Here is a 25,459-nt window from a genome sequence, read left to right on the forward strand (position 1 = left end):
GAATTGAGGACGATCACGGGGATCGCCTTGGGTGTCTTTCTTGGCATCGGTTTCGTCGGCGGAGCACTGTTGTTCTTGATACTCCACTCCTTTCCAAAGATGCATTATTGACGGCGTTGGCATCGTGATCTTCGCCGACAGCCAGCGCTTTCCCGAAGACATCGTTTCCCAATCGGCCAATGGCGGCCAGGGCATCCGCTACCACCGGGCCGATTCGCAAGAGGATCAGGACGCCATCCTCGCCTTCGGTGAACGCCACCGCCTGGCCAGCTCGGTGATCAGCGCCATCACCTACGACTACAAAGCCAAGAAGAACGTCACCCTCAACATCACCAGCGCCCAGCCCATCGGCGGCAAGAACGCCCCGGTCCTCGAAAGCCACGACCACCCCGGCCTCTACGCCTGGGCCAATGCAGCCGAAGCCGAACGCTATGGCCGGCTGGCCATGGAAGCCCGCGAGGCCGGGCATCGCACCTGGCTGGGTCGCAGCACCGTGCGCAGCCTGCGTCCCGGCACCGTCTTTGACCTGATCGGCCTGCCCATCGATCCCGCCAAGGCCGACGCCGAACACCGGTACGCCGCCACCGACATCACCCACCTCGGCATCAATAACCTGAGCGGCGAAGCCATCGCCACCATCGCCCAACGCCTCGGGCAAGGCGCCCAGAAGATCGACGCCAGCGATGCTCTGGCGACCGGTGATGCCCTGACCCCGATCAGTGCTCCGCCCAGCCTCCCGACTGAACTCCTCAAGCTCGCCGTCGAGCGCGGCTACGGCAACACCTTCGACGCTCACGCCGCCAACGTCCCGTGGCGCCCCGAACTCGAAGACCGTTCCGGTGCCCGGATCAATCCCCGGCCCACCGCACCCGGCCCGATGAGCGCCCTCGTCGTTGGTCCCGAAGGCCAAACCAGCCCTAGCGGCCCCGACGAACTCTGGTGCGATGCCCTCGGCCGCGTCAAGATCCGCTTCCACTGGCAACAAGCTGAAACCCCGGATGATCGTGACTCCTGCTGGGTCCGCGTCCTCAGCCGGCAAGCCGGCCCCGGCATGGGCTGGCAATGGCTCCCCCGCATCGGCCAGGAAGTCCTCGTCGACTTCGTCGGCGGCGACATCGACCGCCCCTACCTGCTCGGCGCCCTCTACAACGGCCAGGGGGAGGGCGGCATCAGCGCCACCCCGGGTGGCGACAGCACCAAAACCCAGGCTGACAACGTCTTCGATAGCGCCAGCGACCACCGCCCGAGCGGCCAGGGCAACACCGCCGGCGGCAACAGCCCCGCCTGGCACGGCGCCGCCGAAACCAGCCACCGCCACAGCGCCGCCCTCACCGGCTTCAAGAGCAAGGAATTCGGCAGCGCCAGCGGCTACAACCAACTGCTCCTCGACGACAGCGACCAACAACAACGCCTGCAACTCAAGAGCACCCAACACCACAGCGAACTCAACCTCGGCCACCTCATCCACCAGGCCGACAACTACCGTGGCTCCTTCCGCGGCACCGGCACGGAGTTGCGCACGGACGCCTGGGGCGCCCTGCGTGGCGGCCAAGGCCTGGTCATGACCACCTGGGCTCACCCGTCCGCCGGTGCATCGACGGCACAACCGGCCGGCGACATGGCCCCGGCCATGGCCCTGCTCAGGCAAGCTGATACCCTCGCCAGAACCCTTAACCAGGCCGCCGCCACCCACCAGACCGTCCAACTCTCAAGCGCCATCGGCACCCAGGGCAAAGACCAAAGCAGGATCGACCCCGAAGCCGCACCGCTCAAAGCGCTGCACAAAGTCTCCAGCGGCATGGTCGACGCCAAGGATCAAAGCGCCGCCAAGCAAGACGCCCAACAAAAAATCACCAACGCCAGCCCCGACAAACGCCCGCACCTCACCGACCCCGCCATCGTCCAGACCGGCAAAGCCGGCATCGGCCACGTCGCCGGACAAAACCTGCAATACACCAACGGCGAAACCCTGGTCTTCGAAAGTGGTGAAGACACCAACCTCGCCATTGCCGGCAAAGCCAGAATCCACAGCGGTCAAGCCATCGGCCTGCTGGCAGGTGCGATCAATCCCGGCGACGGCAATACCGGCCTCAAACTGATCGCTTCCAAGGACGACATCGACCTGCAAGCCCAAAGCGACGAAATGAAGTTCCTGGCCAAGAAAGACATCAAACTCGTTTCCGCCACCCAGCACATCGACTTCGCGGCAGCCAAGAAGATCCACCTCGCCGTACAAGGCGGGGCGAGCATCACCATCGACGGCGGCATCACCGTACAGTGCCCGGGGACGATGACGGTGCATGCGAGCAAGAAGTCGTTTGCGGGGCCGGAACAGCAGAACTACGGATTGCCACGGTTCCCGGAAAATCCATTTGAAACTACGCCTCCAAAATTTGATTTCAAGCTGACCGATATGCCAGGGCCGGATGGCGCGGTATTGAGCGAAACTTCTTGGCGAATGGTGTTGGCGGCAGACGAAAGTGAAGCGTTAACCCATTCGGCAACACTTATGTCCGGCCAAAGCGATGCTCAGGGGATGCTTGCGCTATCTTCAGACTAGGAGAAGCAGCTTGCAGAAGCCTATTCCTCCGGAAAAGGTGTTTGGGTTTTGTTTGAAGGCCAGATTAAACGGCTAGAAGTGACCAAAGAGCGCGAAGGCTGGACAGATCAGCAAAAGCTGGAACACGCTCTGGATTCATTAGGTTTCGCCGATAGCTTTGGCGTTGCAGCTGATATCGAAGCCGGCGTATTTGCAGCACCATTGGCGAGGAGCGAACTGGGGAATTCTGCAAATGCTGTCTTCGAGAAATTCAAGAAAGGCGTGTAATGGCTAAGCCTAGTTCAACAGTCCATCAAATTATCGGAACAGATGGCAAGCCCCATACCGCTACCGGTTGCTTCAATCCATGGATCGGCAGTGGCCCTGATGTGTTTGCCATGCCGCGAGATGGCAACAAGGCGATCCCGCTTCTGTCTGGAAAAGCTTATTTCGCAGATTTAATTGCCAGCGTTGATGCAGCACAGAGCGAGGTATTGATTCTTGGCTGGCAGGTTTCGTGGGATGCCTTGCTGGCTCCCGGTGTTCGCCTATACGATTTGCTCTACCGGAATGCCAAACGCGGCGTGAAGTTTTACGTCATGCCGTGGAACGATACCAATCCAGTCCAAACATACGACGACCAGACCAAAGCCGTGCTTGAGGACATCAACAAGCGCTTGGGTCTGAAAGGTGACAAGAAGGCCATTCACGTCTTGTTGTCCGGGTCATATGCCGGAACCAATGCCAATTACTTCAGCCACCACCAGAAATGCGTCGTAGTGGACCGCAAGATCGGCTACATGGGCGGCCTTGATCTATCCTATGGGCGTTACGATGATGAAACCTACACACTGAAGCCCGATGCCGATGGGCGTGCCGTATTGAACCGTTACAACCCATGCATTGCATGGGCAAAGCCGCTCAAGGAAAGCGACGTGGTCGATCCGGACCTGATGTCGGGCCTTGCTGACAACACCCGGCCCAGCGTGTGGCAATCAATTGGCAGCGGCATGGCAGGAATCCCGATCCTCTCGGCCCAGGCGGCCGACGACCGTACGCCTGCCGAAAAAAACTCCGACAAAGCCTATAACGGTGGATGGCAAGCCCCTTATGAAGACAATGCCGCTTTGGCGAATAAGCAAAAAACCGACTTCAATACGCTGGACCTGAGCACGCTCGACGAGCACATGCAGCCGCGCATGCCCTGGCAGGATGTCCATTGCCGCATCGAAGGCCCGGTTGTTTCGGACATGGTGCGCAATTTCGTGGTGCGCTGGAACATTGGGAGCAAGACCAAGCTGGCCTTGCCGGACAGCCCTGCGTCCTACCCCAAGTCCGGTTCGGCACGTATCCAGTTTCTGCGTAGTGCGCCGGCTGCCATGCGGATCAAGGAATATGCCCAGGCAGGCAAGGAAGCCTTTGCGGCACCGTCGGCCGGAACAGATGACGGCATCCAGCAAGCGATGATTCGCCTCATCGAGAACGCAGCACACTTCGTCTACATAGAAAGCCAGTTTTTTGTGTCGGATTTTGGGGAAAAAATCAGCCCTAGAGACCTTAGTCCGGTTGGAGAGTACATCCGGAATAGTTCAAAAGGCATCGGCAGAGGCACAGTCTCCATTGTTCGCCAGGCCGATGAGTTGAGCAGCGCGGCACTCAATCAGACCCCACAAAATGGTATCTGCCGGGCACTCATCGAGCGGATACAACAAGCGATCTTCGATGCCTCGAAACCGCGATTTCACGTCTACATCACCTTGCCGGTGCACCCAGAAGGCGACTTGATGAAACACGCTATTGCGGCACAGGTGTACTGGACCATGCAAAGCATCGCCGGCGGCAGCCACAGTCTCCTGAATGGCATCCGTCGGGCGCTCAGGGCCAAGGAACTCAAGGATAAGAAACAGCCCTACGAATCGGCGCTGAAAGATCCCAACAACAAGGAATACGAGAAAATTCCCGTCGAAGCCTGCGAACGCTACGTTACGCTACTCAACCTGCGTAACTGGGCGAAAATTGGGCAAAACATGGTGACCGAGCAAATTTACATTCACAGCAAACTGATGGTCGTCGACGACCGCTTCGCGCTGCTCGGCAGCGCCAACGTCAACGACCGTAGCCTGCTGGGCGAGCGCGATTCTGAAATCGCCGTACTGGTGATCGACACCGATACCAGCCAATGCGATGTCGGCACGGGAAGCCAGAAACCGGTGCGCACCTTTGCCCGCGATTTGCGCATGGGCGTCTGGAAAAAGATATTCGGCATCACCGGCAACATCCGTCCGGCCAGCCATTTGAAGCAGGCCATCGAACAACCCGCCAATCCGGCCAGCTGGCAAGCCATCCAGAAACAGGCCAAGGCCAATGCCGAGGCTTATGAAAAGGCGTTTCCGTTTGTGCCGAAGAATTGGTCGGGAGCCAAAGATGATGATGGCGAGCCTATTCCCTGTAGTGTTTTGCCCTCGTGGGTTGGGGGAGGGCTATCCGCCCCAATGCCCAGCCAACCGGAATTCTGGAAGAGGCCACAATTCAAGGCGGATGGTGTCGCCGGATTGGAGAGCATCAAGGGTTTCATCACGGCACTGCCGATCCATTGGGCGAAAAACGAGAATCTGGACTTCAAGTTGCCGACCGCCATTCTGGTCCAGAAGGATCCGCTACCCGGTGGTGTCCTGAGTCCGACTCCCCCAGCGGCGGTGGCTTCAGCCGACAAAGCAAATAAGGGAGTGGGCAATGCGGCGTAACGCTATGGCGTTGTTGGCAGCACTCATCTGTGGGAGCGCGGGTTGCGCGGAAACGGTTCCTTCCGAGTGGCCAAAGGAATGCGTTGGGCGCTTACAACTGGCGTTGCCGGGCGAGGCGGATCAGGGTGCGATTTTGGGGCGCGAACGGTTCAGGGATTCTGTTCAATATGGAAGGCCAGATTCCCGCTTTCCTGATGGTGAAACAGCTGACTGGACTGCGTTATCGCTAGGTCGGGTTACCCATCCTCTAATGAAAGAAGAAAAGCTTGAAGCGTTAGTCGCGCTAAGAAAAATCAAAGCAAACGTTACTAAGACCTACAAAACCGAGGAAAAAATCAACGTTCAAGCATGGCCAATTGGAAAGCAGGAGGGCATGGGGTGGGTTGCACCAAACCGTCGGATTACACTGAATATTTTTGCTGGCGATGCACTTTTTTCGTGGTCACAGACCTCTAACGACGCCGCTGAATTTGCTGAAGTTGAACGAAGCGCAAAGAATATCGTTGCCGGCCTACGCCCCCGTCAGCTGTTCGATGTCCCATCCGAACCGGGCCTTTGTCTGCCCTATGTTTTTATTCCTGACAACGGGCAGGAAAAGCATGCTATTGCCATGACCTACCGTCTCAAGGAGCATCCAGACATCACGGTTAACCTCAAAAGTAAGACAGCCGAGCCGGCACCGAAACCGGGAGGAGATATCCGCCCAGATTCCATCACGAACGATTTTCGAACCGATACTTTTTGGGGAACCGTAACCGCACCAGGCAACCTTCGATCTGCTCGAAGTATCTGGCATGCTCCGGCAAAGCGACAAACGCAGTTGGCTGGTCGCTCCGGCATGGAAACATTCCTAGCGGTTGTTCGCCTTGATGAAGATAAAGAGGATTTCATCTACCACGCCGTTTCACGAGGCAACCCAGACACTCTGGAGGCTGCGCCCGATGTTCGTCTGGTGGTCGAACAAAAACGAGAAAACGCGATCAAGCGTGGCATCCAGCCCTTGACACAGGATGAAGTACTGAAACTTGCGCGACAGATTGCGGCAAGTGTAGGGCAGCGCCCGAACCGATAGTTGCGTCCTGCTCATAGGGCGTGAGACGTAGTTTTGGTGGGTGATAGCCAATGTGCAACTGGGCCAAGATCGGACAAAACGTGGTGACCGAGCAAATCTACATTCACAGCAAACTGATGGTCGTCGACGACCGCTTCGCGCTGCTCGGCAGCGCCAACGTCAACGACCGCAGCCTGTTGGGCGAGCGCGATTCCGAAATTGCCGTGCTGGTGATCGACACCGATATCTCTTGGAGAACAAGAGTCCAAAACGGAGCAGAGTTGTTGCAGTCGAAGGCGTTGCTCCAATCCATAGCTGCCGGCCTGCGCCCCCGCCAGCTTTTTGATGTTCCCTCTGAGCCGGGTCTTTGTCTCCCTTATGTTTTTGTTCCGGACAACGGGCAGGAAAAACACGCCATCGCGATGACCTACCGTCTCAAGGAGCATCCGGATATTACGATTAACCTCAAAAGTGAGACAGCCGAGCCGACACCGGAACCCGGAGGGGATATTCGACCCGATGCCGTTACCAATGATTTTCGGACAGATCTGTATTGGGGCGCCAAAGTGACACCAAGTCGAGTGAAATCGGCGAGGAGCATCTTTCATGCACCCGCTAGACGCTCTCTTCAACTGGATGGTCGCCCTGGGCAAGAGACATTCCTCGCCGTCGTGCGAAAAAATGCTACCGAAGAGGACTATATCTATCTTGCCGTTGCCCGAGGCAATCCAGATACCCCGGAAGCCGCCCCCGATATTCGCTTTTTTGTCGAACAAGAACGAGAAAATGCGATCAAGCGCGGTATCAAGCCCCTGACGCAGGATGAAGTCTTGAAGCTGGCGCGGCAAATAGCGGCAAGTGTGGGACAACGGAGAGGCCAGTAGTTACGCGCAGACTTAAGCCATGAGTTTCTATGGCATGACACATTGCAATTTTGGCCGTTTTTTCCGGTTGACCGTGGCAATCACTGACCGTCATACGAAGCCGAACCGTTTTCTCGGCCGCGCCCTAACGCTGAACACCCGCCTCTCCGACGGTAGCCAAGTCAGCCGTAGCGGTTTCGTCCGCGCCGCCCAGAAGCTCAGTGCCGACACCCCGCAGGAAGTCATGGAAGCCCGAGAAGCCGGGCACCGTACCTGGCTTGGTCGCGGCACCGTGCGTAGCCTGCGCCCCGGCAGCGCCTTTGACCTGATCGGCCTGCCCGTCGATCCCGCCAAGGCCGAGGCCGAACCGCGTCGACTTACGTTGGCTGCTCATGTTTGGACTAGCCTGTTTCGCTCTATCCATGTGGAACTTTGCGCCGATCACACACGATTGGGGGGCTGCTGAGTTACTTGTTCCGCAGGCTCTACGTGGAATAGCGCAGCAGTTCGCGGTCGCTCCAACGGTAATTCTTACTCTAGGTAGCTTGGCGCCAGCACGCCTCAAATTTGCGTCAGGCCTGTTCAATTTAATGCGTAATTTGGGTGGCGCAATTGGGATCGCCGTCTGCGCCACAATTTTAAACGGACGCAGCCTCGCGGTAGCTCGAGAACTGTTCGAAACCAATTATTTCGGCATGGTGCAAGTTAGCCAGGCTTTTGCGCCAGTTTTGTCATCTAACGGTGGCGGCGCGATAGTCAATGTGCTTTCGGTTGTGAGTTGGATTGGTTCGACAATGCTTGCTCCCTATCCGGCCACAACCAAGATGAGGCTCGTTCGCTGGTGGCAGAAATTGAGCGCGTTAGTTCTGCAATCGCACGCAAGCCCTTATCCGTTTTAGCCATCGAACCTAGGGCGGTGACTCAGTTTAGGCGCAGTATTACGCTTAAAAACTTTGACCAGAGCGCATTTAATACGCAGTCAGCAAACAGTCGACTTCTGAGCGATATTTCTTTGCGTACGGAAGCTTTGACGGATGCATTGGAAGAAGCTTACGCCAACCGCTATCTACACGCCTGGTGGCAAGCTTTTAGAGTTTAGAGAAGCGGCTGTAGCGATTGATGAATGTGCTCGATCTGCTACTCAAGGGCAGCCTCGCCGAGCGGGCATGTCCGGGATTTTGTGTAAAGCTGCCATCGGCAGTCCTTCTAATAGATGACAGCTTTGGCCGAGATTCTGCCTGATTGAGTGCAATTCTTGATTGGGCGCAAGTCGGTTGGGAAAGCGGGGCTTCTCAAACGAGTTCGCAAAACTCAAGTTCCCTGATTTGCGGGATTCTGTGGTCCTCCGTGGTTGTAACCCCTTGGAAACCATTGTGCCACCTATATTAACTATCTCGACCTAAGCTGCGAAAGTCTCAACTTGAGCTGCGGACGAGAAGTGGCAATTCAAGAAAGTTCTTGACCAAAACATGTCGATATAACTAAGATTATCGATATGAAAAACGATTACACCAAAGCGATCCCGCCTGCGTGGCAGGCGATGTCGAAAATCTTTGTGGCGCTGGGCGATGAGCATCGGCAGCGCATTCTGCTGTTGTTCGAGCCGGGCGAACGGCTGAATGTCGGGCAGATTGCTGAGGTGTCGACGCTGGCGCGGTCGACCGTCTCGCACCATCTGAAAATCCTCCATGAGTCTGGCGTGCTAGCTTCCGAGAAGCTCGGCAAGGAAGTCTGGTTCTGGATCAATCGCGAGTCGCTGGAAAGCACCTTTACCAACGTGCTCGATTACCTGAGGGAGCATTCCTGATGCGCAAGTTGTTGCGGCCGCTGTTGCGTGGCCTGGCCCGGTTACTGTTTCGCATTGAAGTGCCGATGCAGCAGGCGAGTTTCGATCATCAGCGCCTGCTGATCGTTGCCAATCATCAGTCTTTTCTTGATGGTCTTTTGATCGGGTTGTTCTTGCCAATCGATCCGGTGTTCGTCGTGCATACGACCATCGCCAACAGCTTTTTCTTCCGCATCCTGCTCTCGCAGGTCGAGTATCTGGCGGTCGATCCGACCAGTCCGATGGCGATGAAGAAGGTCATCCGTCTGATCGAATCCGGCCGGCCGGTGGTCATCTTTCCGGAGGGGCGAATCACGCTGACTGGTTCGTTGATGAAGGTCTACGACGGCCCGGCCTTCGTCGCCGCCAAGACCGGTGCGACGGTGGTGCCGGTGCGGGTCGATGGTGCCTCACGCAGTTATTTCTCGCGGCTGTCGGGCAAGCATCCAAAGGAACTGTTCCCGAAAATCCGCCTGAGCATCCTACCCGAGCGCCATTTTCCGATGCCGGAAGGGGCGACCGCCAAATTGCGCCGTCGGAAGTCCGGCGAGGCGATGCGTCGCTTGATGCAGGAAATGATCTTCGCTTCCCGGCCGCAGCAAACGCTTTATGCCGCGCTGTGCGATGCGGCCGATATTTTCGGTCGCCGCCGCCGGCTGCTGGAGGACGTCAAACAGATCGAATATTCGTACAACGACCTGCTGAAAATGGCGCTGATCCTCGGTCGCCAGATCGAGCGCCTATCGCAGCCGGGCGAGAAGGTCGGCCTGCTGCTGCCCAATCTGGTGCCGACCATCGGCCTGATATTTGGCCTGGCTGCCCGCCGCCGTATCCCTGCCATGCTCAACTACACGGCCGGTCTGGAGGCCATGCAGTCCTCCATCGACGCGGCCGAAATCAAGACCATCGTTACTTCCCGTGCCTTCGTCGAGCAAGCCAAACTGGCGGACAAGTTGGCCGGGCTGAGTCGGGTGCAACTGATCTACCTCGAAGATGTGCGCGAACAGATCGGCTTGGCCGACAAGCTGTGGCTGGTCCTTTACGCCATTCACTTCCCGCGTGCCTTCGAACTGCCCGCTTCGCCGGAAGACGCAGCGGTCGTGCTCTTCACCTCCGGTTCCGAAGGCAAGCCGAAGGGCGTTGTGCTGCCGCACCGCGCCATCCTGGCCAACATCGCGCAGATTCGTTCGGTGATCGACTTCTCGGTCTACGACAAGGTGCTCAACGCGCTGCCCATCTTCCACTCCTTCGGCCTGACGGCCGGCGCGCTGCTGCCGGTGCTGAACGGCGCCAGTCTCTTCCTCTACCCGTCGCCGCTGCATTACCGGGTGATTCCAGAGCTGGCCTACGACCGTGGCTGCACGGTGCTGTTTGGCACCTCGACCTTCCTCGCCAACTACGCCAAGTTCGCCAACCCGTATGACTTTTACCGCCTGCGCTATGTCGTGGCCGGTGCCGAGAAGCTGTCCGAGTCAGTGCGCAACGTCTGGTTCGAGAAGTTCGGCCTGCGTATTTTCGAAGGCTACGGTGCGACAGAAACCGCACCGGTGCTCGCCGTCAACACGCCGATGGCCTACCGCACGGGAACTGTCGGCAACCTGCTTCCAGGCGTCGAGCACAAACTGGTGCCGGTGCCTGGAATAGATCAGGGCGGCCTGCTGCACGTGCGCGGCCCGAACGTGATGGCCGGCTATCTGAAGTCGGACAAGCCCGGCGTGCTGCAACCGCCGGTCTCCGATATCGGTGAGGGTTGGTACGAAACGGGCGATATCGTCGAACTGGATGAGGATGGTTTCATCAAGATCGTCGGTCGAGTCAAACGCTTCGCCAAGATTGCCGGCGAAATGGTTAGCCTGGAAGTCGTCGAAAAACTGGCGACGGCGACCTCGCCAGCCTTGCCCCACGCCGCCTCCAGCCAGCCCGACCCGGCCAAGGGCGAAGCGCTGGTGCTATTCACCACTGACGGCGAACTGACGCGCGACTTGCTCGCCGCCAAAGCGCGCGAAATCGGCGTGCCTGAACTGGCCGTGCCGCGCAAGATTCACAAGGTGGAGGCGCTTCCGCTGCTGGGTACCGGCAAGGTCGATTACGTGACGCTGAAACGTCTGGCGGAAGCGGTATGAGCCCGAGATACAAGCCATGAATGCGCTTGTCGTGATCCTCGTTGCTGCGCTGCCTTTTGCGCTTGTGGCATTTGTCCTCTATCGCGTCTTGATTGTGCACGTGATGGGGAAAACGCTACGGCCCGCCTTCGCCGTTCTGCTCTATTGGATTGTCATTGCGGTCGTGCCCTGGGCTCTTCTCTGGGTGCAGGTGCCGTTGGCAAACTACATCTTCGGAAGTTTTTCCTCCTTACAAACGGCTGCTTGGGATGTTGGGCTGGCGATAAACCTCTCTCTGGGAATGACCCTCTCTTATCTGACCGGAGTTGTCGCGGCTGTTCTGGCAACCAGGCAGTTTTTACACGGGGCAACTCATGGCGTTTAGATCTCCGCCGATAGACCTCTCTCGCCGCCGCCTGATCGGCCTGCTGGCCGGTGGCGCCGCACTGTCGGCGGCGGGCTGGAGTTCGGCCAAGCCGATGCTGGTCAACAAATGCCGCGTCGCCATCCCGGCCGGGCTGATCGACAGCCCGTGGCTGCAACAGGCGTGGGCCGGCATCGATCCGGCCCAGCTCTGGGACTGCCACGTCCATCTGGCCGGCATTGGCGATGGCGGTAGCGGCATCGTGGTCGGGCCGCAACTGTCGTCGGTGCTGCATCCATTGCACTACGCCCAGCGTCTGTTCTACATGAATGCCGGCTGCGCCCATGATGCGCCGGGAAAGGTCGATCAGGCCTATGTCGCCCGTCTGCTCAATTTGTGCGATGCGATGCCGGAAGGCTTCAAGGTTATGCTCTTCGCCTTCGAGTGTTTCCACGACGGCAAGGGCGATTCCCATCCCGAGCATTCGGCCTTCTACGTGCCGAATGCCTGGGCGGCCAAGCTGGCGCGGGACTTCCCGGCGCGCTTCGAGTGGGTAGCCTCCTTGCATCCGTATCGTGCGTCGGCTGCCGATGATCTGAAACTGGCCATCGCCAACGGTGCCCGCGCCGTCAAATGGCTACCTGCCGCGATGGGGATGGACCCATCCGATGCGAAGTGCGATGCCTTCTACCGCGTGCTGGCCGAGAGCGGCACGCCGCTGATCGTCCATTGTGGCGAGGAAAAGGCAGTCAAGGGCAGCGACACGCAAGCTTTCGGCAACCCGCTGCGCCTGCGTCGGGCGCTCGATGCCGGGGTGAAAGTTATCGTCGCCCATTGTGCTTCCCTGGGTGACGATATCGACGACGACGGCAAGGCACGCTGCAGCTTCGATCTCTTCCTCAAACTGATGAGCGAACCGCGAGCCAAGGGCCTGCTGCTCGGCGATATTTCGGCCATCACCCAACGCAACCGCAAGCCGGCGCTGATCCGCACATTGCTCGAACGCGGCGACCTGCACGATCGACTGTTGCACGGTTCCGACTATCCGCTGCCCGGTATCGTGCCGCTGACCTCGACCTCTGCGCTGGCCCGTGCCGGTCTGCTGCCGAAAGCGGCGATCAGCGATCTCGACATCCTGCGCCAGCACAACCCGCTGCTCTTCGATTTCACCCTCAAGCGCCTGCTCAACTGGCAGGGGCACTCCTTTTCTCCGGCGATTTTCCACACCTGCCGCCTTTTTGCTGCGAGCCACGCATGAGCGGTCAATTCGGACTCCTTAAACAGAAGCGCTTCGCGCCCTTCTTCGCCACCCAGTTCCTCGGCGCCTTCAACGACAACCTGTTCAAGAACGCGCTGGTCGTGCTGCTGACTTTTCAGGCGGCGCACTGGACGACGCTGAAGCCGGAACTGCTGGCCAACCTGGCGGCGGGCATCTTCATCCTGCCCTTCTTCTTGTTCTCGGCGACCGCCGGGCAACTGGCCGACAAGTACGACAAGGCAAGGCTGGCCCGGCTGGTGAAAGTGCTGGAGATGGTCATCATGGGCGTCGCTGCTGCCGGCTTCTTCATGACCAGCCTGCCGGTGCTGATGGGCGCGTTGTTCCTGCTTGGTTGCCATTCCACCCTGTTCGGCCCGATCAAGTACGCAATCATCCCGCAGCATCTGCACGAGGAAGAATTGGTCGGCGGCAATGCGCTGATCGAGGCCGGCACCTTCGTCGCCATCCTGATCGGCACCCTGGCCGGCGGCCTGCTCGCCGGCACGGTCGAGCATCCGGCCTGGATTGCGGTCGGCGGCTTCGTTGTCGCTTTCGCTGGCTACCTGACCAGTCGCGGCATTCCAGTCGCGCCAGCCCCGGCGCCGGAGCTGAAGGTCAATCTCAATCCTTTCAGCGAAACCTGGCGCAACATCGCCTTCGCCCGGCAGAACCGCACGGTTTTCCTGTCCATTCTCGGCATCTCGTGGTTCTGGCTCTACGGTGCGCTCTTTCTCGCCCAGTTCCCGGCCTACGCCAAGTTCGTGCTCGGCGGCGGCGAGTCGGCAGTGACCCTGTTGCTCGCCACCTTCACGGTCGGCATCGGCCTTGGTTCCATGCTCTGCGAGCGGATGTCCGGCAAGCATGTCGAAATTGGCCTGGTACCTTTCGGCTCCATCGGTCTGACCCTGTTCGGGCTGGATCTGTACTTCGCTTCGCCGGTCGGGCTGTCCGGCACGACGCCGCACGAACTGTTGGCGCTGCTCAGCATCCCGGCCATCTGGCGCGTGCTGTTCGATCTGATGATGCTGGGCGTCTTCGGCGGTTTCTTCATCGTGCCGCTTTACGCCCTGGTCCAGCTGCGCAGTTCGGCTGAACACAGGGCACGCATCATCGCTGCCAACAACATCCTCAATGCGCTGTTCATGGTGGTCGGCGCACTGGGGGCGGCCGCCATGCTCGGCGAAGGGCTGTCGATGCCGGCCCTGTTCGGCATCGCGGCGCTGCTCAACGCGGCGGTGGCCATCTACATCTACGGACTGGTGCCCGAATTCCTGCTCCGCTTCGTCGCCTGGCTGCTGGTCAAGGCGGTGTATCGGCTGCGCATGACCGGGGTGGAGAACATCCCGCAAGAAGGGGCGGCGGTGCTGGTCGCCAACCATGTCAGCTTTGCCGATGCGGTGATCATCATGGGGGCTTCGCCGCGGCCGATCCGCTTCGTGATGGACCATCGAATTTTCAAGATGCCGCTGCTCGGCTTCGTCTTCCGCCATTGCGGCGCCATCCCCATCGCCTCGGCCAAGGAAAATCCCGTGATGATGGATGCGGCTTTTACCGAGGTGGCGAAGGCGCTGGCCAACGGCGATCTGGTCGGCATCTTCCCGGAAGGGCACATCACGCCCGATGGCGAACTGCAGCCCTTCCGTCCCGGCATCTGCCGCATCCTCGCCGCCAACCCGGTGCCGGTCATACCGATGGCGCTGTCCGGCCTGTGGGGCAGCTTTTTCTCGCGGGTCGATGGCCATGCCATGCAGACACCATTCCGGCGTGGGGCGTTTTCCGACATCGCATTGAATATCGGGGCGCCGGTGTCTGCCGGGGATGCGGCACCGGAAGTTTTACGCGCCCAGGTGCAGTCATTGCGCGGTGAATGGCGATGAGCGGGGATTTCAGTTTTGGACAACATGTCCGGTTGATGGTGATGTACGGAGCATTCGCCGACTGGGCGTGTGGGAGAGGTGCATCATGAGGTTCCTGATGAACCTGTTCAAGGTCTTGCTGCTGTCCATCGGTTTTCTGGTCATCATCGGCGGCACGCTCGGCAGTTTGTGCGGCATCGTGATTCTGGATGCTGGCGTCACCATCGGGGGGGCGCTGGTAGCCTTGGCCGGCGTCGGCTTGTACATGGGCGCGAACAGGGCGCTCGATACGACGCGTGCGGAGGCCGCAGAAGATTACGCCGAGATGGTGATGCGCCAGGAGGCCGCCAGAGCGACCGGGGGGAATGACGAGGCCAGCCCGGACAAAACGGACGGAAATGTCCGATGATTCCCGCCGAGTACGCCGCGCTTGTCCACGGCCTGTTCGAAGCGGCGGCTCTGGCCATCGGTGCCGCACTGTACCGTTTTGGCAAGCGCCGGGCCGGCGGGCCGGGCATTCTGGCGCCCGGCGAATTTGCCGTGGCGGTCGGCTGCGTGTTCGGTGCGGCGATCGGCAACAAGGCGGTGTTCTGGATCGAGATGCCGCATCTCTTCATTCAGTACTGGCAGACACCAACTGTGTTGTTCAGCGGGCAATCGATGGTTGGCGGCCTGCTTGGCGGGTTGATCGGCGTCGAGGTCGCCAAGACGCTGACCGGCATCACCCGCTCGACCGGCGACGCCTTCGTCATGCCGGTGCTGCTCGGGCTGGCCATCGGTCGCATCGGCTGCTTCCTGGCCGGGCTGGAGGATGGCACTTTCGGGGTAGCGACCGACCTACCGTGGGCCATCGATTTTGGCGACGGCGTCGGCCGGCATCCGACGCAGCTTTACGAGATCGGCTTGGCCGGTGTGCTGGCCTGGATGCTGGCGCGCTGGCGTGCCCGTCTGGCCGATCGGCCAGGGCTGCGCTTCAGGCTGATGCTCGTTGCTTATCTGCTGTGGCGTCTGCTGATCGATGGGCTGAAGCCGGTGCCCTATGTTTATCCGCTGGGCCTGTCTGGTATTCAGTGGACGTGCCTGGCAGCACTGATTGTTTATTTGCCGGCGACCGTCCGCCTGTGGGCGACGCTGCCCGGCCTTCCGGAAAGGAAAAACGCATGATGCAGATTCTCAAGGTGCTCGGCCGGGTCATCCTGATCAGTTGCGGCCTGATGGCTGTCGCCGCCGGCGGTTTGTGCACGGTGCTGGGCAGTACCTCAGGTTCCGACATGCGCTGGATGGCAATGATCGGGGTCGTCTCGCTGCTGGCCGGCGTTGCCGTGGTCTGGGCGACCTTCCGCAACTGGCGGCGCGAACCGTCGGCCAGCCAGGAATCGGAAGGGGAAAAGCCATGAGCCGCAAGAACCGCCCCTGGTTGTTCTACGACACCACCACCTCGGTGTGCACCACCTGCCTGCGCCAGGTCGAAGCCAAGATCGTCATCAAGGGTAACGAGGTCTTCCTCGACAAGTGGTGCCCGGCGCACGGTACCGAACGGGTACTGATTGCCGACGATGCAGAGTATTACCGCCTTTGCCGCGAGGTGTACGTCAAGGCGCCGGAAATGCCGGAACGCTTCAATACGGCCATGCAGCACGGTTGTCCCTACGACTGTGGCCTGTGTCCTGATCACATGCAGCATTCCTGCCTGTCGGTGGTCGAGATCACCGAGCACTGCAACCTGCGTTGTCCGGTGTGCTATGCCGAGTCGGGGCCGGAGCGGCAGACGCATCGCTCGCTGGCCGAGGTCGAAGCGATGCTCGATGCCGTCGTTGCCAACGAAGGGGAACCCGATGTGGTGCAGTTGTCCGGCGGCGAGCCGACCCTGCACCCGGATTTTTTCGCCATTCTCGATGCCGCCAAGGCGCGGCCGATCCGACATCTGATGGTCAATACCAACGGCTTGCGCCTGGCGCTGGAGCCGGATTTTGTCGCGCGCCTGGCGACCTACAAACCGGGCATCGAAATTTACCTGCAGTTCGATTCGCTGCGCGACGAGGTGCTGCAACAGATGCGCGGCGCCGATCTGGCGGCGATTCACGAGCGGGCGTTGGTCAATCTGGAAGCGCACGCTATTTCGACGACGCTGGTGATGACTGTCAAACGCGGCGTCAACGACGAGGAAATCGGTGCCGTCATCCAGCATGGCCTGAAATATCGCTGCGTACGCGGCGTGACGCTGCAGCCGGTGTCCGATGCCGGGCGGAATCTTGATTTCGAGCCGAAGCGCCACCGCCTGACCGTCAGCGAAGTGCGGCGCCGGGTGGCCGAACAATCGGGCCTGTTCACGCTCGAAGATATCGTGCCGGTGCCGTGCAACCCCGATACGCTGGCCATGGGCTATGCGCTGAAACTGGGCGACGAGGTCATGCCGCTGACCCGTCACCTCGGGCCGGAAGCCTTGCTGGCCGGGCCGCGCAACACCATTGTCTTCGAGCGCGATCCGGCCATGAAGGATGCCGTGTTCAAGCTGTTCTCGACCAATCATTCGCCGGAGTCGCAGGCCAATTGCCTGTCGGCGCTGCTCTGCTGCCTGCCAGTGATTTCAGCGCCGGAACTTGCCTACGAGAACGTGTTCCGGGTGCTGATCGTCCAGTTCATGGATGCCGCGAACCTCGACCTGCGCGCCCTGAAGAAATCCTGCATCCACTTTGCCCAGCCGGATGGCCGGCTGATTCCGTTCGAAGCCTACAACCTGTTCTACCGCGGCGAACGGGCGGAGAAGACGGCGACTATTCAGCGCGAGATCATCGAGTTTGCCGAGCGCCGGCGTTAGGCTTGGGCTGGCTGGGGGCTGCCCCGTTTTTCTTCCCTTCGGGGCATACGGGGTTTTGCCTTCACAATGTTACGGAACATGACAAAAGCCTGCTAGGATGTGCCGCCGGAAACGTTAGGGAAAAACGGATGAGCGGGAAGACAGGAAAATTGCACAAGCATCTGCTGCGTGATGCTGTCATCGAGAGTGTTCGAATTACCCGTTATGCGATCCGTGACGGCCAGCCCGATCCGGAGAAACCGGTACTGACGACCGGCAGGAATGTGGCCTTCATCGAAGCCGGGGTCGCCAGCTGGCGTTTCGATATCGAAGACGCCCGCCCGCTGCAACTGAGCGCTGCCAAACCGCCGCATGCTTCGGTCGAAGCCCGCTGGTACGACACGCAGGCAGCGCTGACAGCAGGTATCAAGGTGGTCAGTGGCGGTGACGCCAATACCTTCGGAGCGATGGGCGCGCTGCTTGTGCCGCCCGGTTTTGCCATCCCGACGGTGACCGCGACGCCCGACAACGTCCTGTATTACGGCTTGCAACTGGTTCCGAGCGGCAGTGATTTCAGCATTGCCAGCGAGCATTGCCCGATCGCGCTAATGCAGTACGACTACACGCCGGACTACAAGAAGCATTTCCTGATGAAGAAGCGCGGCGGGGGTGGCATTTTTGTCGAGACCCACGCGTTTCCGCATATTCACATCCCGACTTCGCCTGAATGTGGCGGCTACATCGTGATCGGCAAGCCGGTGGCGGCCGGACGCTTCGATTTCACGGCCTTCCGCATTCCCTATGGCTACGCCCTGTACACGCCGTCCAACACCATTCATGGTGACGGCACGCTGGTCGGCGAGTATGCGTTGACGGTGGCCGACCCGGCGATGGTCTCGGCAGACACCGTCCTGATGTACAACCGGGAAACTCTCGACATGGCGCGCGGCGTCGTGCCTGACTGGAAGCCCTGAGTCGTTTCGCTGGCAATAAAGGAGAAAACATGGAAATAGCGCAGGCCTTCAATGGCATTGATCGGCTCGAACGCAGCGACGACTGGGGTGTGTACAAGACCCTGCTCGAATCGACCAAGGCGATTCCGTGGAAGATCAACTGGCAGACCAAGCAGTTTGACTATATTGGCCCGCAGATCGAGACGCTGCTCGGCTGGCCGCGTGACAGTTGGCTCGGCGCGATGGACTGGATTGAGCGCATCCATCTGGAGGATAGGGAAAAGACGGCCAATTTCTGCATCAGCCAGTCCGAGCAGGGCGTCGATCACGAGGCCGATTACCGGGCCTTGAAGGCCGATGGCAGCTATGTGTGGATTCGCGATGTGGTGCATGTTATCCGCGACACCAACGGCGTGACGACCGACCTGGTCGGCTTCATGTTCGACATATCGGCGCGCAAGCAGATGGAGGAGGATGTTTTCGAACTCAATCGCAAGCTGGAGGCCTGGTCAAATCAGGATGGCTTGACCGGCATCGCCAACCGTCGCCTGTTCGATCATACGATGGCCGCCGAGTGGGCGCGTGGCAAGCGTAGCCGGGAACCGCTGTCGCTGCTGATGTTCGATGTCGATCATTTCAAGGGTTACAACGACCATTACGGCCATGTGAAGGGGGATGAGTGCCTGATCCGTCTGGCCCGCGAAGTCAGCCAGATGCCCTTGCGTTCGACGGATCTGTTTGCCCGCTACGGCGGCGAGGAATTCGCCTTTGTCCTGCCGCAGACCCCATCTGACGCGGCCCAGCAGATTGCCGAGAAGTGCCGTGAAGTGGTGGCTGCCCTGAAAATTCCGCACGCCCTCTCGCCGGCGGGCACGATCACGATCAGCGTTGGTGTGTGCACCATGCTTCCCGGCGAGGAAAGTTCGTACATGACCTTGATCGAGCGGGCTGACGACAAGCTTTATCGGGCCAAGCGGAACGGACGAAATCGCGTTTGCTGCTGAGCGGAAGCGCGGCGCCGGATTTTCCCCTGAGTTGACCGGCGTGCCGTAGCAGTCAGTGTGAGCGGCATTCCCCCGGTAAAATGCTTCCTTTTTTTCAGGTTGAAGTCCATGAACACTGCCGTCCAAATACCTGCCGACCAGCTCGCCGCACTGGCCAATGCCGATACCCAGCGACTGGCAGCGCGGATGGCCCAGGATGTATTTGCCGGGGTCTTCCGCCAGGCGGTGGTGGCCGATGCCGCACCGGATGTCGGCGTGCTCGGCGAGGTGGCGGCCCATTGCTACGACTGGTGCCAGGGCGGTGCCAGTGACGAGGCGCGTGCCTTACGTCTGGCCCTGCTGATCAGTGGTCTCGACCAGTGGGGGCTGGCGTATACCCAGGCCTTCAAGCTGGATGCCATTCATGCCCTGACGGCACTGATCGGCGGCTTGCGCACCCGGCTGGACGCGCGCAATGACATGCTTTTCCAGACCTATTTCGAGCAGATCGATGCGGTCGAGTCGGATGCCATCGACTTCAAGGTCGATCTGCGCCGTGGCATCCATCTGGCGCTGTGGCATGCGATGGCCGCCTGCGAGAATGCGGAGCAGGCCGCAGGCATCGTGCAGCCGCTGGGCAGCATGATGGTGGCGCTCAATCAGCAGATGCCGGAACTGGGCTGGCGCCTGCTGGCCGACGCGCTGGCCAATATCCAGATCGCTCTGCTTTCCGATATCGTGCCGGAATCGGCGCAGGCCCAGGAGGGCACGCAGCAACTCTTTGCTTCGCTGCGGCACGCCCTGTCGCCGGAACGCTATCAGGCCATTCTGGCTTACTCCGGGCAGGCGGTGGTGGCCTGGCAGAAGGCGAGCCGGACCGGCACGGCCTGAATCGCCAAGAGGCGGCCCTTTTCTGCATTTGACCGTACTTGCCAAGGTAAAATCACCGGATGAACTGGCCCGCGCTCAAAGAAAGAATCAACCTCTACGAAAAACTGATGCGGCTCGACAAGCCGATCGGCATCCTGCTGCTGCTCTGGCCGACGCTGTGGGCGCTGTGGCTCTCGGCGCTCGGCCGGCCGAACTGGATCGTGGTCTGGATATTCATCCTCGGCACGGTGCTGATGCGTTCAGCCGGCTGCGTGATCAATGACTACGCCGACCGCGATTTCGACAAGCACGTCGAGCGCACGAAAGAGCGCCCGCTCACCGCCGGCAAGGTGACCACCAAGGAGGCGCTGGCGCTGTTTGCCGGGCTGTCTCTGCTTTCATTTTTGCTGGTTGTATTTCTCGGCAATACGCTGGTCATCTGGCTTTCGCTGCCAGCCGTCTTCCTGGCGGCGAGCTATCCCTTCACCAAGCGCTTTTTCGCCATTCCCCAGGCCTATCTCGGTGTTGCCTTCGGTTTCGGCATCCCGATGGCCTATGCGGCGCATCTCGGCGAAGTGCCCGCCGAAGCATGGTGGCTGCTGCTCGCCAATGTATTCTGGGCGGTGGCCTACGACACCGAATACGCCATGGTCGACCGCGACGATGACCTGAAAATCGGGATCAAGACCTCGGCCATCACCTTCGGCCGTTTCGATGTGGCGGCTGTGATGCTGTGCTATGGCGTGACCCTCGCCATCATCGGCGGGATTGGCTACTCGCTGAACCGAGGCCCGGCTTTTTACGCCGGACTGGCCGTGGCGACCTGCATCATGGGCGTGCACTACACTTGGATTCGCGGCCGGGAACGGATGCCGTGCTTCAAGGCTTTTCTGCACAACAACTGGGTTGGGTTGAGTATTTTTGTCGGCATCGTCGTCGATTTTCTGGTTTCAGGGAGGAACTTGTGGTGAAAGTCCTTATTTTTGTCCTGCTCTGCCTGTCGACCGGAGCATTTGCCGAAGACACCCGCCAACTGGCCAAACTACCCGCCCCGGCGCAGGAATCACTGCGCCAGGAAATGCTCGACAACCTGGTCGCCGTCAATGAAGTGCTGTCGCTGATGGCCGAAGGCAAGGTCAAGGAAGCCGGAGAGTCGGCCGAGACCAAGCTCGGCATGTCGGCCATGGGCAAGCATCGCAGCAAGCCTTTCGATGCAAGGCCTGGCCCGCACATGCCGCCGGCCATGCACGGCATCGGCATGGATGGCCACAAGGCGGTCAGCGAATTCGCTAGCGTCGCCAAGACCGGCGACCGCGACAAGGCGATTGCCCTGCTGCCCAACCTGACCTCAGCCTGTGTCGGCTGCCACTTCTCGTATCGCACCCGATGAAATATCACGATCTGCGCGACTTCATGTCGCAACTGGAAAAGACCGGCGAACTGAAGCGCGTTGGCGTCGAGGTTGATACCTACCTCGAAATGACCGAAATCTGCGACCGCGTGCTGCGTGCCGAAGGGCCGGCCATCCTGTTCGAGAAACCCAAGGGGCACAGCATTCCCGTGCTGGCCAACCTGTTCGGCACGCCGAAACGGGTGGCGCTCGGCATGGGCGAGGAGTCGGTGCAGGCCCTGCGCGAAGTCGGCAAGCTGCTCGCCTACCTGAAAGAACCGGAACCGCCCAAGGGGCTGAAGGATGCCTGGGACAAGCTGCCGATCCTGAAGCAGGTGCTCAACATGGCGCCGAAGAAGGTGTCGAACGCGCCGTGTCAGGAGATTGTCTGGGAGGGTAAGGATGTCGATCTGTCGCGCCTGCCGATCCAGCACTGCTGGCCGGGCGACATCGCGCCGCTGATCACCTGGGGCCTGGTGGTCACCAAGGGGCCGCACAAGAACCGGCAGAACCTCGGCATCTATCGCCAGCAGGTGCTCGGCCCGAACAAGGTGATCATGCGCTGGCTGGCGCATCGCGGCGGGGCGCTCGATTTTCGCGAGTTCCAGCTGGCTAATCCCGGTCAGCCTTTCCCGGTGGCGGTGGTGCTCGGCTGCGACCCGGCGACCATCCTCGGTGCTGTGACGCCGGTGCCCGATTCGCTGTCGGAATACCAGTTCGCCGGCCTGCTGCGCGGTGGCAAGACCGAGCTGACGCAATGCATTGGTTCCGGGTTGCAGGTGCCCGCTTCGGCCGAGATCGTTCTGGAAGGCGTCATTCACCCCGGCGAGATGGCGCTTGAAGGGCCGTACGGCGACCACACCGGCTATTACAACGAGCAGGCCGAATTCCCGGTGTTCACCATCGATCGCATCACCATGCGCAAGAACCCCATCTACCACAGCACCTACACCGGCAAGCCGCCCGACGAGCCAGCGGTTTTGGGGGTCGCGCTCAATGAAGTCTTCGTACCGCTGCTCCAGAAGCAGTATCCGGAAATCGTCGATTTCTACCTGCCACCGGAAGGCTGCTCGTACCGGATGGCCATTGTCAGTATCAAGAAGGCTTACCCCGGCCACGCCAAGCGCATCATGTTCGGCATCTGGAGCTTCCTGCGCCAGTTCATGTACACCAAGACGATCATCGTGGTGGACGACGACATCGACATCCGCGACTGGAAGGAAGTGATCTGGGCAATGACGACGCGCATGGACGCGACGCGCGACACGACGCTGGTCGACAACACACCGATCGATTACCTCGACTTCGCCAGTCCGGTCGCCGGCCTCGGTTCCAAGATGGGACTGGACGCGACCAACAAGTGGCCGGGCGAAACGACCCGCGAGTGGGGTCGGCCCATCGTCATGGATGCCGATGTCAAGAAACGCGTCGACACAATGTGGCAGGAACTAGGCATTTAGGATGAATTGACCCACGACTCGCCGGCCTGAGAGAATCGGCGCTCCTGTTGGAATCGAAATACGGAACACGGTGCGAATCCGTGGCGGGCCCGCCGCTGTAACCGGGGACGAAGACTGCATGGTCGCTAGACCAGCCACTTGCGAGCTTGACTCCGCAGGGAAGGCGCAGCGCTTCGGCTGATCCGGAAGCCAGAAGACGAATCGATTCCTGACTGGAGCCAAGGCAAGGGCTCCGGCTGAGTACATGCAACCCGCGTGTACTCAGCCGGGGCCTTTTTTGTTTTTGTCTTCCCGAGGAGTGGAAAATGCCCAAGATCGTTTCTCAAGTCGCGTCCAATACCGTTGAAACCCAGCCGACCGCTGCCCAGCATGCGCAGCCGGTGGCCCCGACCATCGCCATCCGCAAGAGCTGCAACCCGGACGGCATCGGCCTCTCGCACTATGTGCTGATGGATCGGAAGGCGGCCAAGTGATCGCAGCAATCGCCGAGCGTGCCGCCCGCGGCACGCTTTTCCAAGCGCTCGATATCGGCCACCCGCTCTATGCCGCAGTCACTGATCCACAGACGGCCTTCTGGGCGCTGGTCGACAAGACCCGTATTCACGAAGCTGGCCGCGATCCGGCCCTGCTCGCCGCCTATGGCGCCATGGCCGAACTGTTTTCGCGGGAACTGCACGCCCTCCGTTTCGGCCTGAAGCCTTCCGGCGTCTATCTCAACCCGACCGAGCGCTGCAATCTCAATTGCACCTACTGCTATCTGCCCGATAGCCAGCGCAGCAGCGGCAGCCACATGCCGGTCGAGACGCTGCTCGCTTCGCTGGGCAAGCTGCGCGACTATTTCCGTTCGGTGATGCCGGCCGATCGCAAGCCGCGCGCCATCTTCCACGGCGCCGAGCCGCTGATGAACCAGGCCGCTGTATTCGCGGCGATCGATGCTTTCGCCGACGATTTCGTCTTTGGTCTGCAGACCAATGGCACGCTGCTCGACGATGCGGCGCTCGACTTCCTGACCTCGCGCAATGTCAGCATCGGCCTGTCGCTCGACGGCCCGGTCGCTGGCATTACCGATGCGACCCGCCGGACCTGGGGCGGCAAGAGCGTGCACGACAAAGTGCTGCGAGCCATGGAAAAGCTGCGTGGCTACGGTTCGTGGAGTGTCATCACGACCTGCACGACGGAGAATCTGCCCTACCTGACGCACATGGTCGAGCTGTTCCATGCCAACGAAGTGCCGACCTGCATGCTCAACACCCTGCGTTGCACCTTGCCCGGGGCGCGCGGCGTCAAGCCGGCCGATGGCGACATGGGCAAGGCCTTCTTCGCCGCCCTCGACCGGACCTACGAGCTTTACCAGGAAACGGGGCGCAAGCTGATGGTCGCCAATTTCGCCAATATCCTGATCGGCATCCTGGCCCCGACGGCGCGCCGGCTGATGTGCGACATCTCGCCCTGCGGCGGTGGCCGTGCCTTCTTCGCGCTGGCCGCCGACGGCAGCCTCTACCCGTGCAGCGAGTTCATCGGCCTGCCGCGCTTCAACGGCGGCAGCCTGCTGACTGGCGGGGTCGAGGCGGCGCTGGATTCCGCCGCCTTCCGTGAGGTGACGACGCGCGACGTCGATCGGTTCAGCCCCTGCGGCGATTGCGCGATCCGCCACTTCTGCGGCTCGCCCTGTCCGGCCGAAGCCTTCGAGATGAACGGCGGCATGGACAAGATCGGCGCCTTCTGCGATTTCTACAAGGAGCAGGTCAATTACGCCCTGCGCCTGATCGCCGATGGCAAGGCCGATGACTATCTGTGGGACGGCTGGGACGAGGGAACGGAAACCGTTTTTGTGATGAGTTGAGAAATGCCGGGCGGGCGCTTTAATATGACGCCCTTCTCCTGCTTTCAGGCACCGTCAGCCATGCATTCCCGTCTTGTCATTACCGCCACTGATCTGGCCGATCTCTGCCACGTTGAGGCCTTTCACGACCTGCTCGAGCATTACGCCCGTGATCCGATGGGTGGCGGTGACGGCCTTTCGGACTACGCCAAGGTCCATCTGGTCAGTACCTTGAAGGAAGTTCCGGGCTTTCATGGCGCGCTGGCCTGGCTCGACGGCAAGGCGGTCGGCCTGATCGACTGCTTCGCCGGCTTCTCCACCTTTGCCGCCAGGCCGCTGCTCAACGTCCACGACATCGTGGTGCGCGAAAACTTGCGCGGCCAGGGCATCGGCCAGGCGCTGCTGGCCTGGGCCGAACAACGCGCCCGGCAACTCGGTTGCTGTAAGCTGACGCTGGAGGTGCTTTCCAACAACACGCGGGCAATGGCTTCCTATCGACAGGCCGGATTCGCGCCCTATGTGCTCGACCCGGCAGCCGGCCATGCGCTGCTCATGCAGAAATATCTCCCGGAGGAATAAGCC

25 protein-coding genes and 1 riboswitch are annotated in these 25,459 nt (G+C 60.4%); all 25 genes read left to right on the forward strand.

The genetic code is table 11. The features are described from left to right. The first annotated feature begins 124 nt into the window (after nt 1–124). The 25 genes from DARO_RS02070 (at nt 125) to DARO_RS02175 (ending at nt 25,456) form a co-directional block, all read left to right on the forward strand. The gene (locus DARO_RS02070) at nt 125–2,560 is read left to right on the forward strand and encodes a type VI secretion system tip protein VgrG (RefSeq protein ID WP_011286162.1); all 2,436 of its coding nucleotides are present in this window, start codon (nt 125–127) and stop codon (nt 2,558–2,560) included. Between the two features lie 48 nt (nt 2,561–2,608). After that, nucleotides 2,609–2,827, forward strand: coding sequence for a hypothetical protein (locus DARO_RS21470; RefSeq protein WP_049758399.1), 219 nt, complete (start codon nt 2,609–2,611; stop codon nt 2,825–2,827). Nucleotides 2,828–2,937: 110 nt separating this feature from the next. Then, a complete protein-coding gene (locus DARO_RS02075) occupies nt 2,938–5,283 on the forward strand; it encodes a phospholipase D-like domain-containing protein (protein ID WP_049758403.1) in 2,346 nt (781 codons plus the stop codon). Continuing rightward, nucleotides 5,273–6,355 carry a T6SS immunity protein Tli4 family protein gene (locus DARO_RS02080; RefSeq protein ID WP_041224166.1) on the forward strand — a complete coding sequence of 361 codons (1,083 nt, stop codon included), beginning with the start codon at nt 5,273–5,275 and terminating at the stop codon, nt 6,353–6,355. The genes DARO_RS02075 and DARO_RS02080 overlap by 11 nt, the downstream gene beginning before the upstream one ends. Nucleotides 6,356–6,405: 50 nt before the next feature. Then, entirely contained in the window at nt 6,406–7,218 is an 813-nt protein-coding gene (locus DARO_RS02085) for a T6SS immunity protein Tli4 family protein (protein ID WP_011286165.1), read from the forward strand. A 73-nt stretch (nt 7,219–7,291) separates the two neighbouring features. Then, a complete protein-coding gene (locus tag DARO_RS22995) occupies nt 7,292–7,663 on the forward strand; it encodes a hypothetical protein (RefSeq protein WP_198134089.1) in 372 nt (123 codons plus the stop codon). 124 nt (nt 7,664–7,787) lie between these two features. Beyond that, nucleotides 7,788–8,096 carry an SDR family NAD(P)-dependent oxidoreductase gene (locus tag DARO_RS23000; protein WP_198134090.1) on the forward strand — a complete coding sequence of 103 codons (309 nt, stop codon included), beginning with the start codon at nt 7,788–7,790 and terminating at the stop codon, nt 8,094–8,096. Between the two features lie 596 nt (nt 8,097–8,692). Beyond that, entirely contained in the window at nt 8,693–9,004 is a 312-nt protein-coding gene (locus tag DARO_RS02095) for an ArsR/SmtB family transcription factor (protein ID WP_011286167.1), read from the forward strand. Next, entirely contained in the window at nt 9,004–11,145 is a 2,142-nt protein-coding gene (gene aas / locus DARO_RS02100) for a bifunctional acyl-ACP--phospholipid O-acyltransferase/long-chain-fatty-acid--ACP ligase (RefSeq protein ID WP_011286168.1), read from the forward strand. The genes DARO_RS02095 and aas overlap by 1 nt, the downstream gene beginning before the upstream one ends. Nucleotides 11,146–11,161: 16 nt before the next feature. Continuing rightward, nucleotides 11,162–11,509: a hypothetical protein gene (locus DARO_RS02105; protein WP_011286169.1), complete on the forward strand. Its 348-nt coding sequence runs from the start codon at nt 11,162–11,164 to the stop codon at nt 11,507–11,509. Next, a complete protein-coding gene (locus DARO_RS02110; protein ID WP_011286170.1) occupies nt 11,499–12,746 on the forward strand; it encodes an amidohydrolase family protein in 1,248 nt (415 codons plus the stop codon). The genes DARO_RS02105 and DARO_RS02110 overlap by 11 nt, the downstream gene beginning before the upstream one ends. Next, nucleotides 12,743–14,623, forward strand: coding sequence for an MFS transporter (locus DARO_RS02115; protein ID WP_011286171.1), 1,881 nt, complete (start codon nt 12,743–12,745; stop codon nt 14,621–14,623). Before DARO_RS02110 ends, DARO_RS02115 begins: the two co-directional genes overlap by 4 nt. An 85-nt stretch (nt 14,624–14,708) precedes the next feature. After that, a complete protein-coding gene (locus tag DARO_RS02120; RefSeq protein ID WP_011286172.1) occupies nt 14,709–15,011 on the forward strand; it encodes a hypothetical protein in 303 nt (100 codons plus the stop codon). Next, entirely contained in the window at nt 15,008–15,766 is a 759-nt protein-coding gene (locus tag DARO_RS02125; protein ID WP_011286173.1) for a prolipoprotein diacylglyceryl transferase family protein, read from the forward strand. The genes DARO_RS02120 and DARO_RS02125 overlap by 4 nt, the downstream gene beginning before the upstream one ends. Beyond that, a complete protein-coding gene (locus DARO_RS02130; RefSeq protein WP_011286174.1) occupies nt 15,763–15,999 on the forward strand; it encodes a hypothetical protein in 237 nt (78 codons plus the stop codon). Before DARO_RS02125 ends, DARO_RS02130 begins: the two co-directional genes overlap by 4 nt. Continuing rightward, nucleotides 15,996–17,420, forward strand: a complete 1,425-nt coding sequence (locus DARO_RS02135; RefSeq protein WP_011286175.1) for a radical SAM protein — start codon at nt 15,996–15,998, stop codon at nt 17,418–17,420. The genes DARO_RS02130 and DARO_RS02135 overlap by 4 nt, the downstream gene beginning before the upstream one ends. Nucleotides 17,421–17,548: 128 nt before the next feature. Beyond that, on the forward strand, nt 17,549–18,373 hold the full coding sequence (locus DARO_RS02140; RefSeq protein ID WP_011286176.1) for a hypothetical protein: 825 nt from the start codon (nt 17,549–17,551) through the stop codon (nt 18,371–18,373). 29 nt (nt 18,374–18,402) lie between these two features. Further along, the gene (locus tag DARO_RS02145) at nt 18,403–19,356 is read left to right on the forward strand and encodes a sensor domain-containing diguanylate cyclase (protein ID WP_011286177.1); all 954 of its coding nucleotides are present in this window, start codon (nt 18,403–18,405) and stop codon (nt 19,354–19,356) included. 108 nt (nt 19,357–19,464) lie between these two features. After that, the gene (locus DARO_RS02150; RefSeq protein WP_011286178.1) at nt 19,465–20,226 is read left to right on the forward strand and encodes a hypothetical protein; all 762 of its coding nucleotides are present in this window, start codon (nt 19,465–19,467) and stop codon (nt 20,224–20,226) included. Between the two features lie 59 nt (nt 20,227–20,285). Further along, complete coding sequence (ubiA, locus tag DARO_RS02155; protein WP_011286179.1) at nt 20,286–21,176, forward strand: 4-hydroxybenzoate octaprenyltransferase; 891 nt, start codon at nt 20,286–20,288, stop codon at nt 21,174–21,176. Continuing rightward, nucleotides 21,173–21,595, forward strand: a complete 423-nt coding sequence (locus tag DARO_RS02160) for a cytochrome C (RefSeq protein WP_157037123.1) — start codon at nt 21,173–21,175, stop codon at nt 21,593–21,595. Before ubiA ends, DARO_RS02160 begins: the two co-directional genes overlap by 4 nt. Next, a complete protein-coding gene (ubiD, locus tag DARO_RS02165) occupies nt 21,592–23,055 on the forward strand; it encodes a 4-hydroxy-3-polyprenylbenzoate decarboxylase (protein ID WP_011286181.1) in 1,464 nt (487 codons plus the stop codon). The genes DARO_RS02160 and ubiD overlap by 4 nt, the downstream gene beginning before the upstream one ends. Nucleotides 23,056–23,074: 19 nt before the next feature. After that, nucleotides 23,075–23,275: riboswitch (cobalamin riboswitch) on the forward strand. A gap of 85 nt (nt 23,276–23,360) precedes the next feature. Continuing rightward, on the forward strand, nt 23,361–23,528 hold the full coding sequence (gene cbpA / locus DARO_RS23215) for a modified peptide precursor CbpA (protein WP_011286182.1): 168 nt from the start codon (nt 23,361–23,363) through the stop codon (nt 23,526–23,528). Then, nucleotides 23,525–24,898 (forward strand): peptide-modifying radical SAM enzyme CbpB, encoded by a 1,374-nt coding sequence (cbpB, locus tag DARO_RS02170; RefSeq protein ID WP_011286183.1) that lies wholly within the window; start codon nt 23,525–23,527, stop codon nt 24,896–24,898. Before cbpA ends, cbpB begins: the two co-directional genes overlap by 4 nt. Before the next feature lie 60 nt (nt 24,899–24,958). Further along, nucleotides 24,959–25,456 carry a GNAT family N-acetyltransferase gene (locus DARO_RS02175; protein WP_041224653.1) on the forward strand — a complete coding sequence of 166 codons (498 nt, stop codon included), beginning with the start codon at nt 24,959–24,961 and terminating at the stop codon, nt 25,454–25,456. The last annotated feature ends 3 nt before the right edge of the window (nt 25,457–25,459 follow it).

It is taken from the genome of Dechloromonas aromatica RCB, assembly GCF_000012425.1.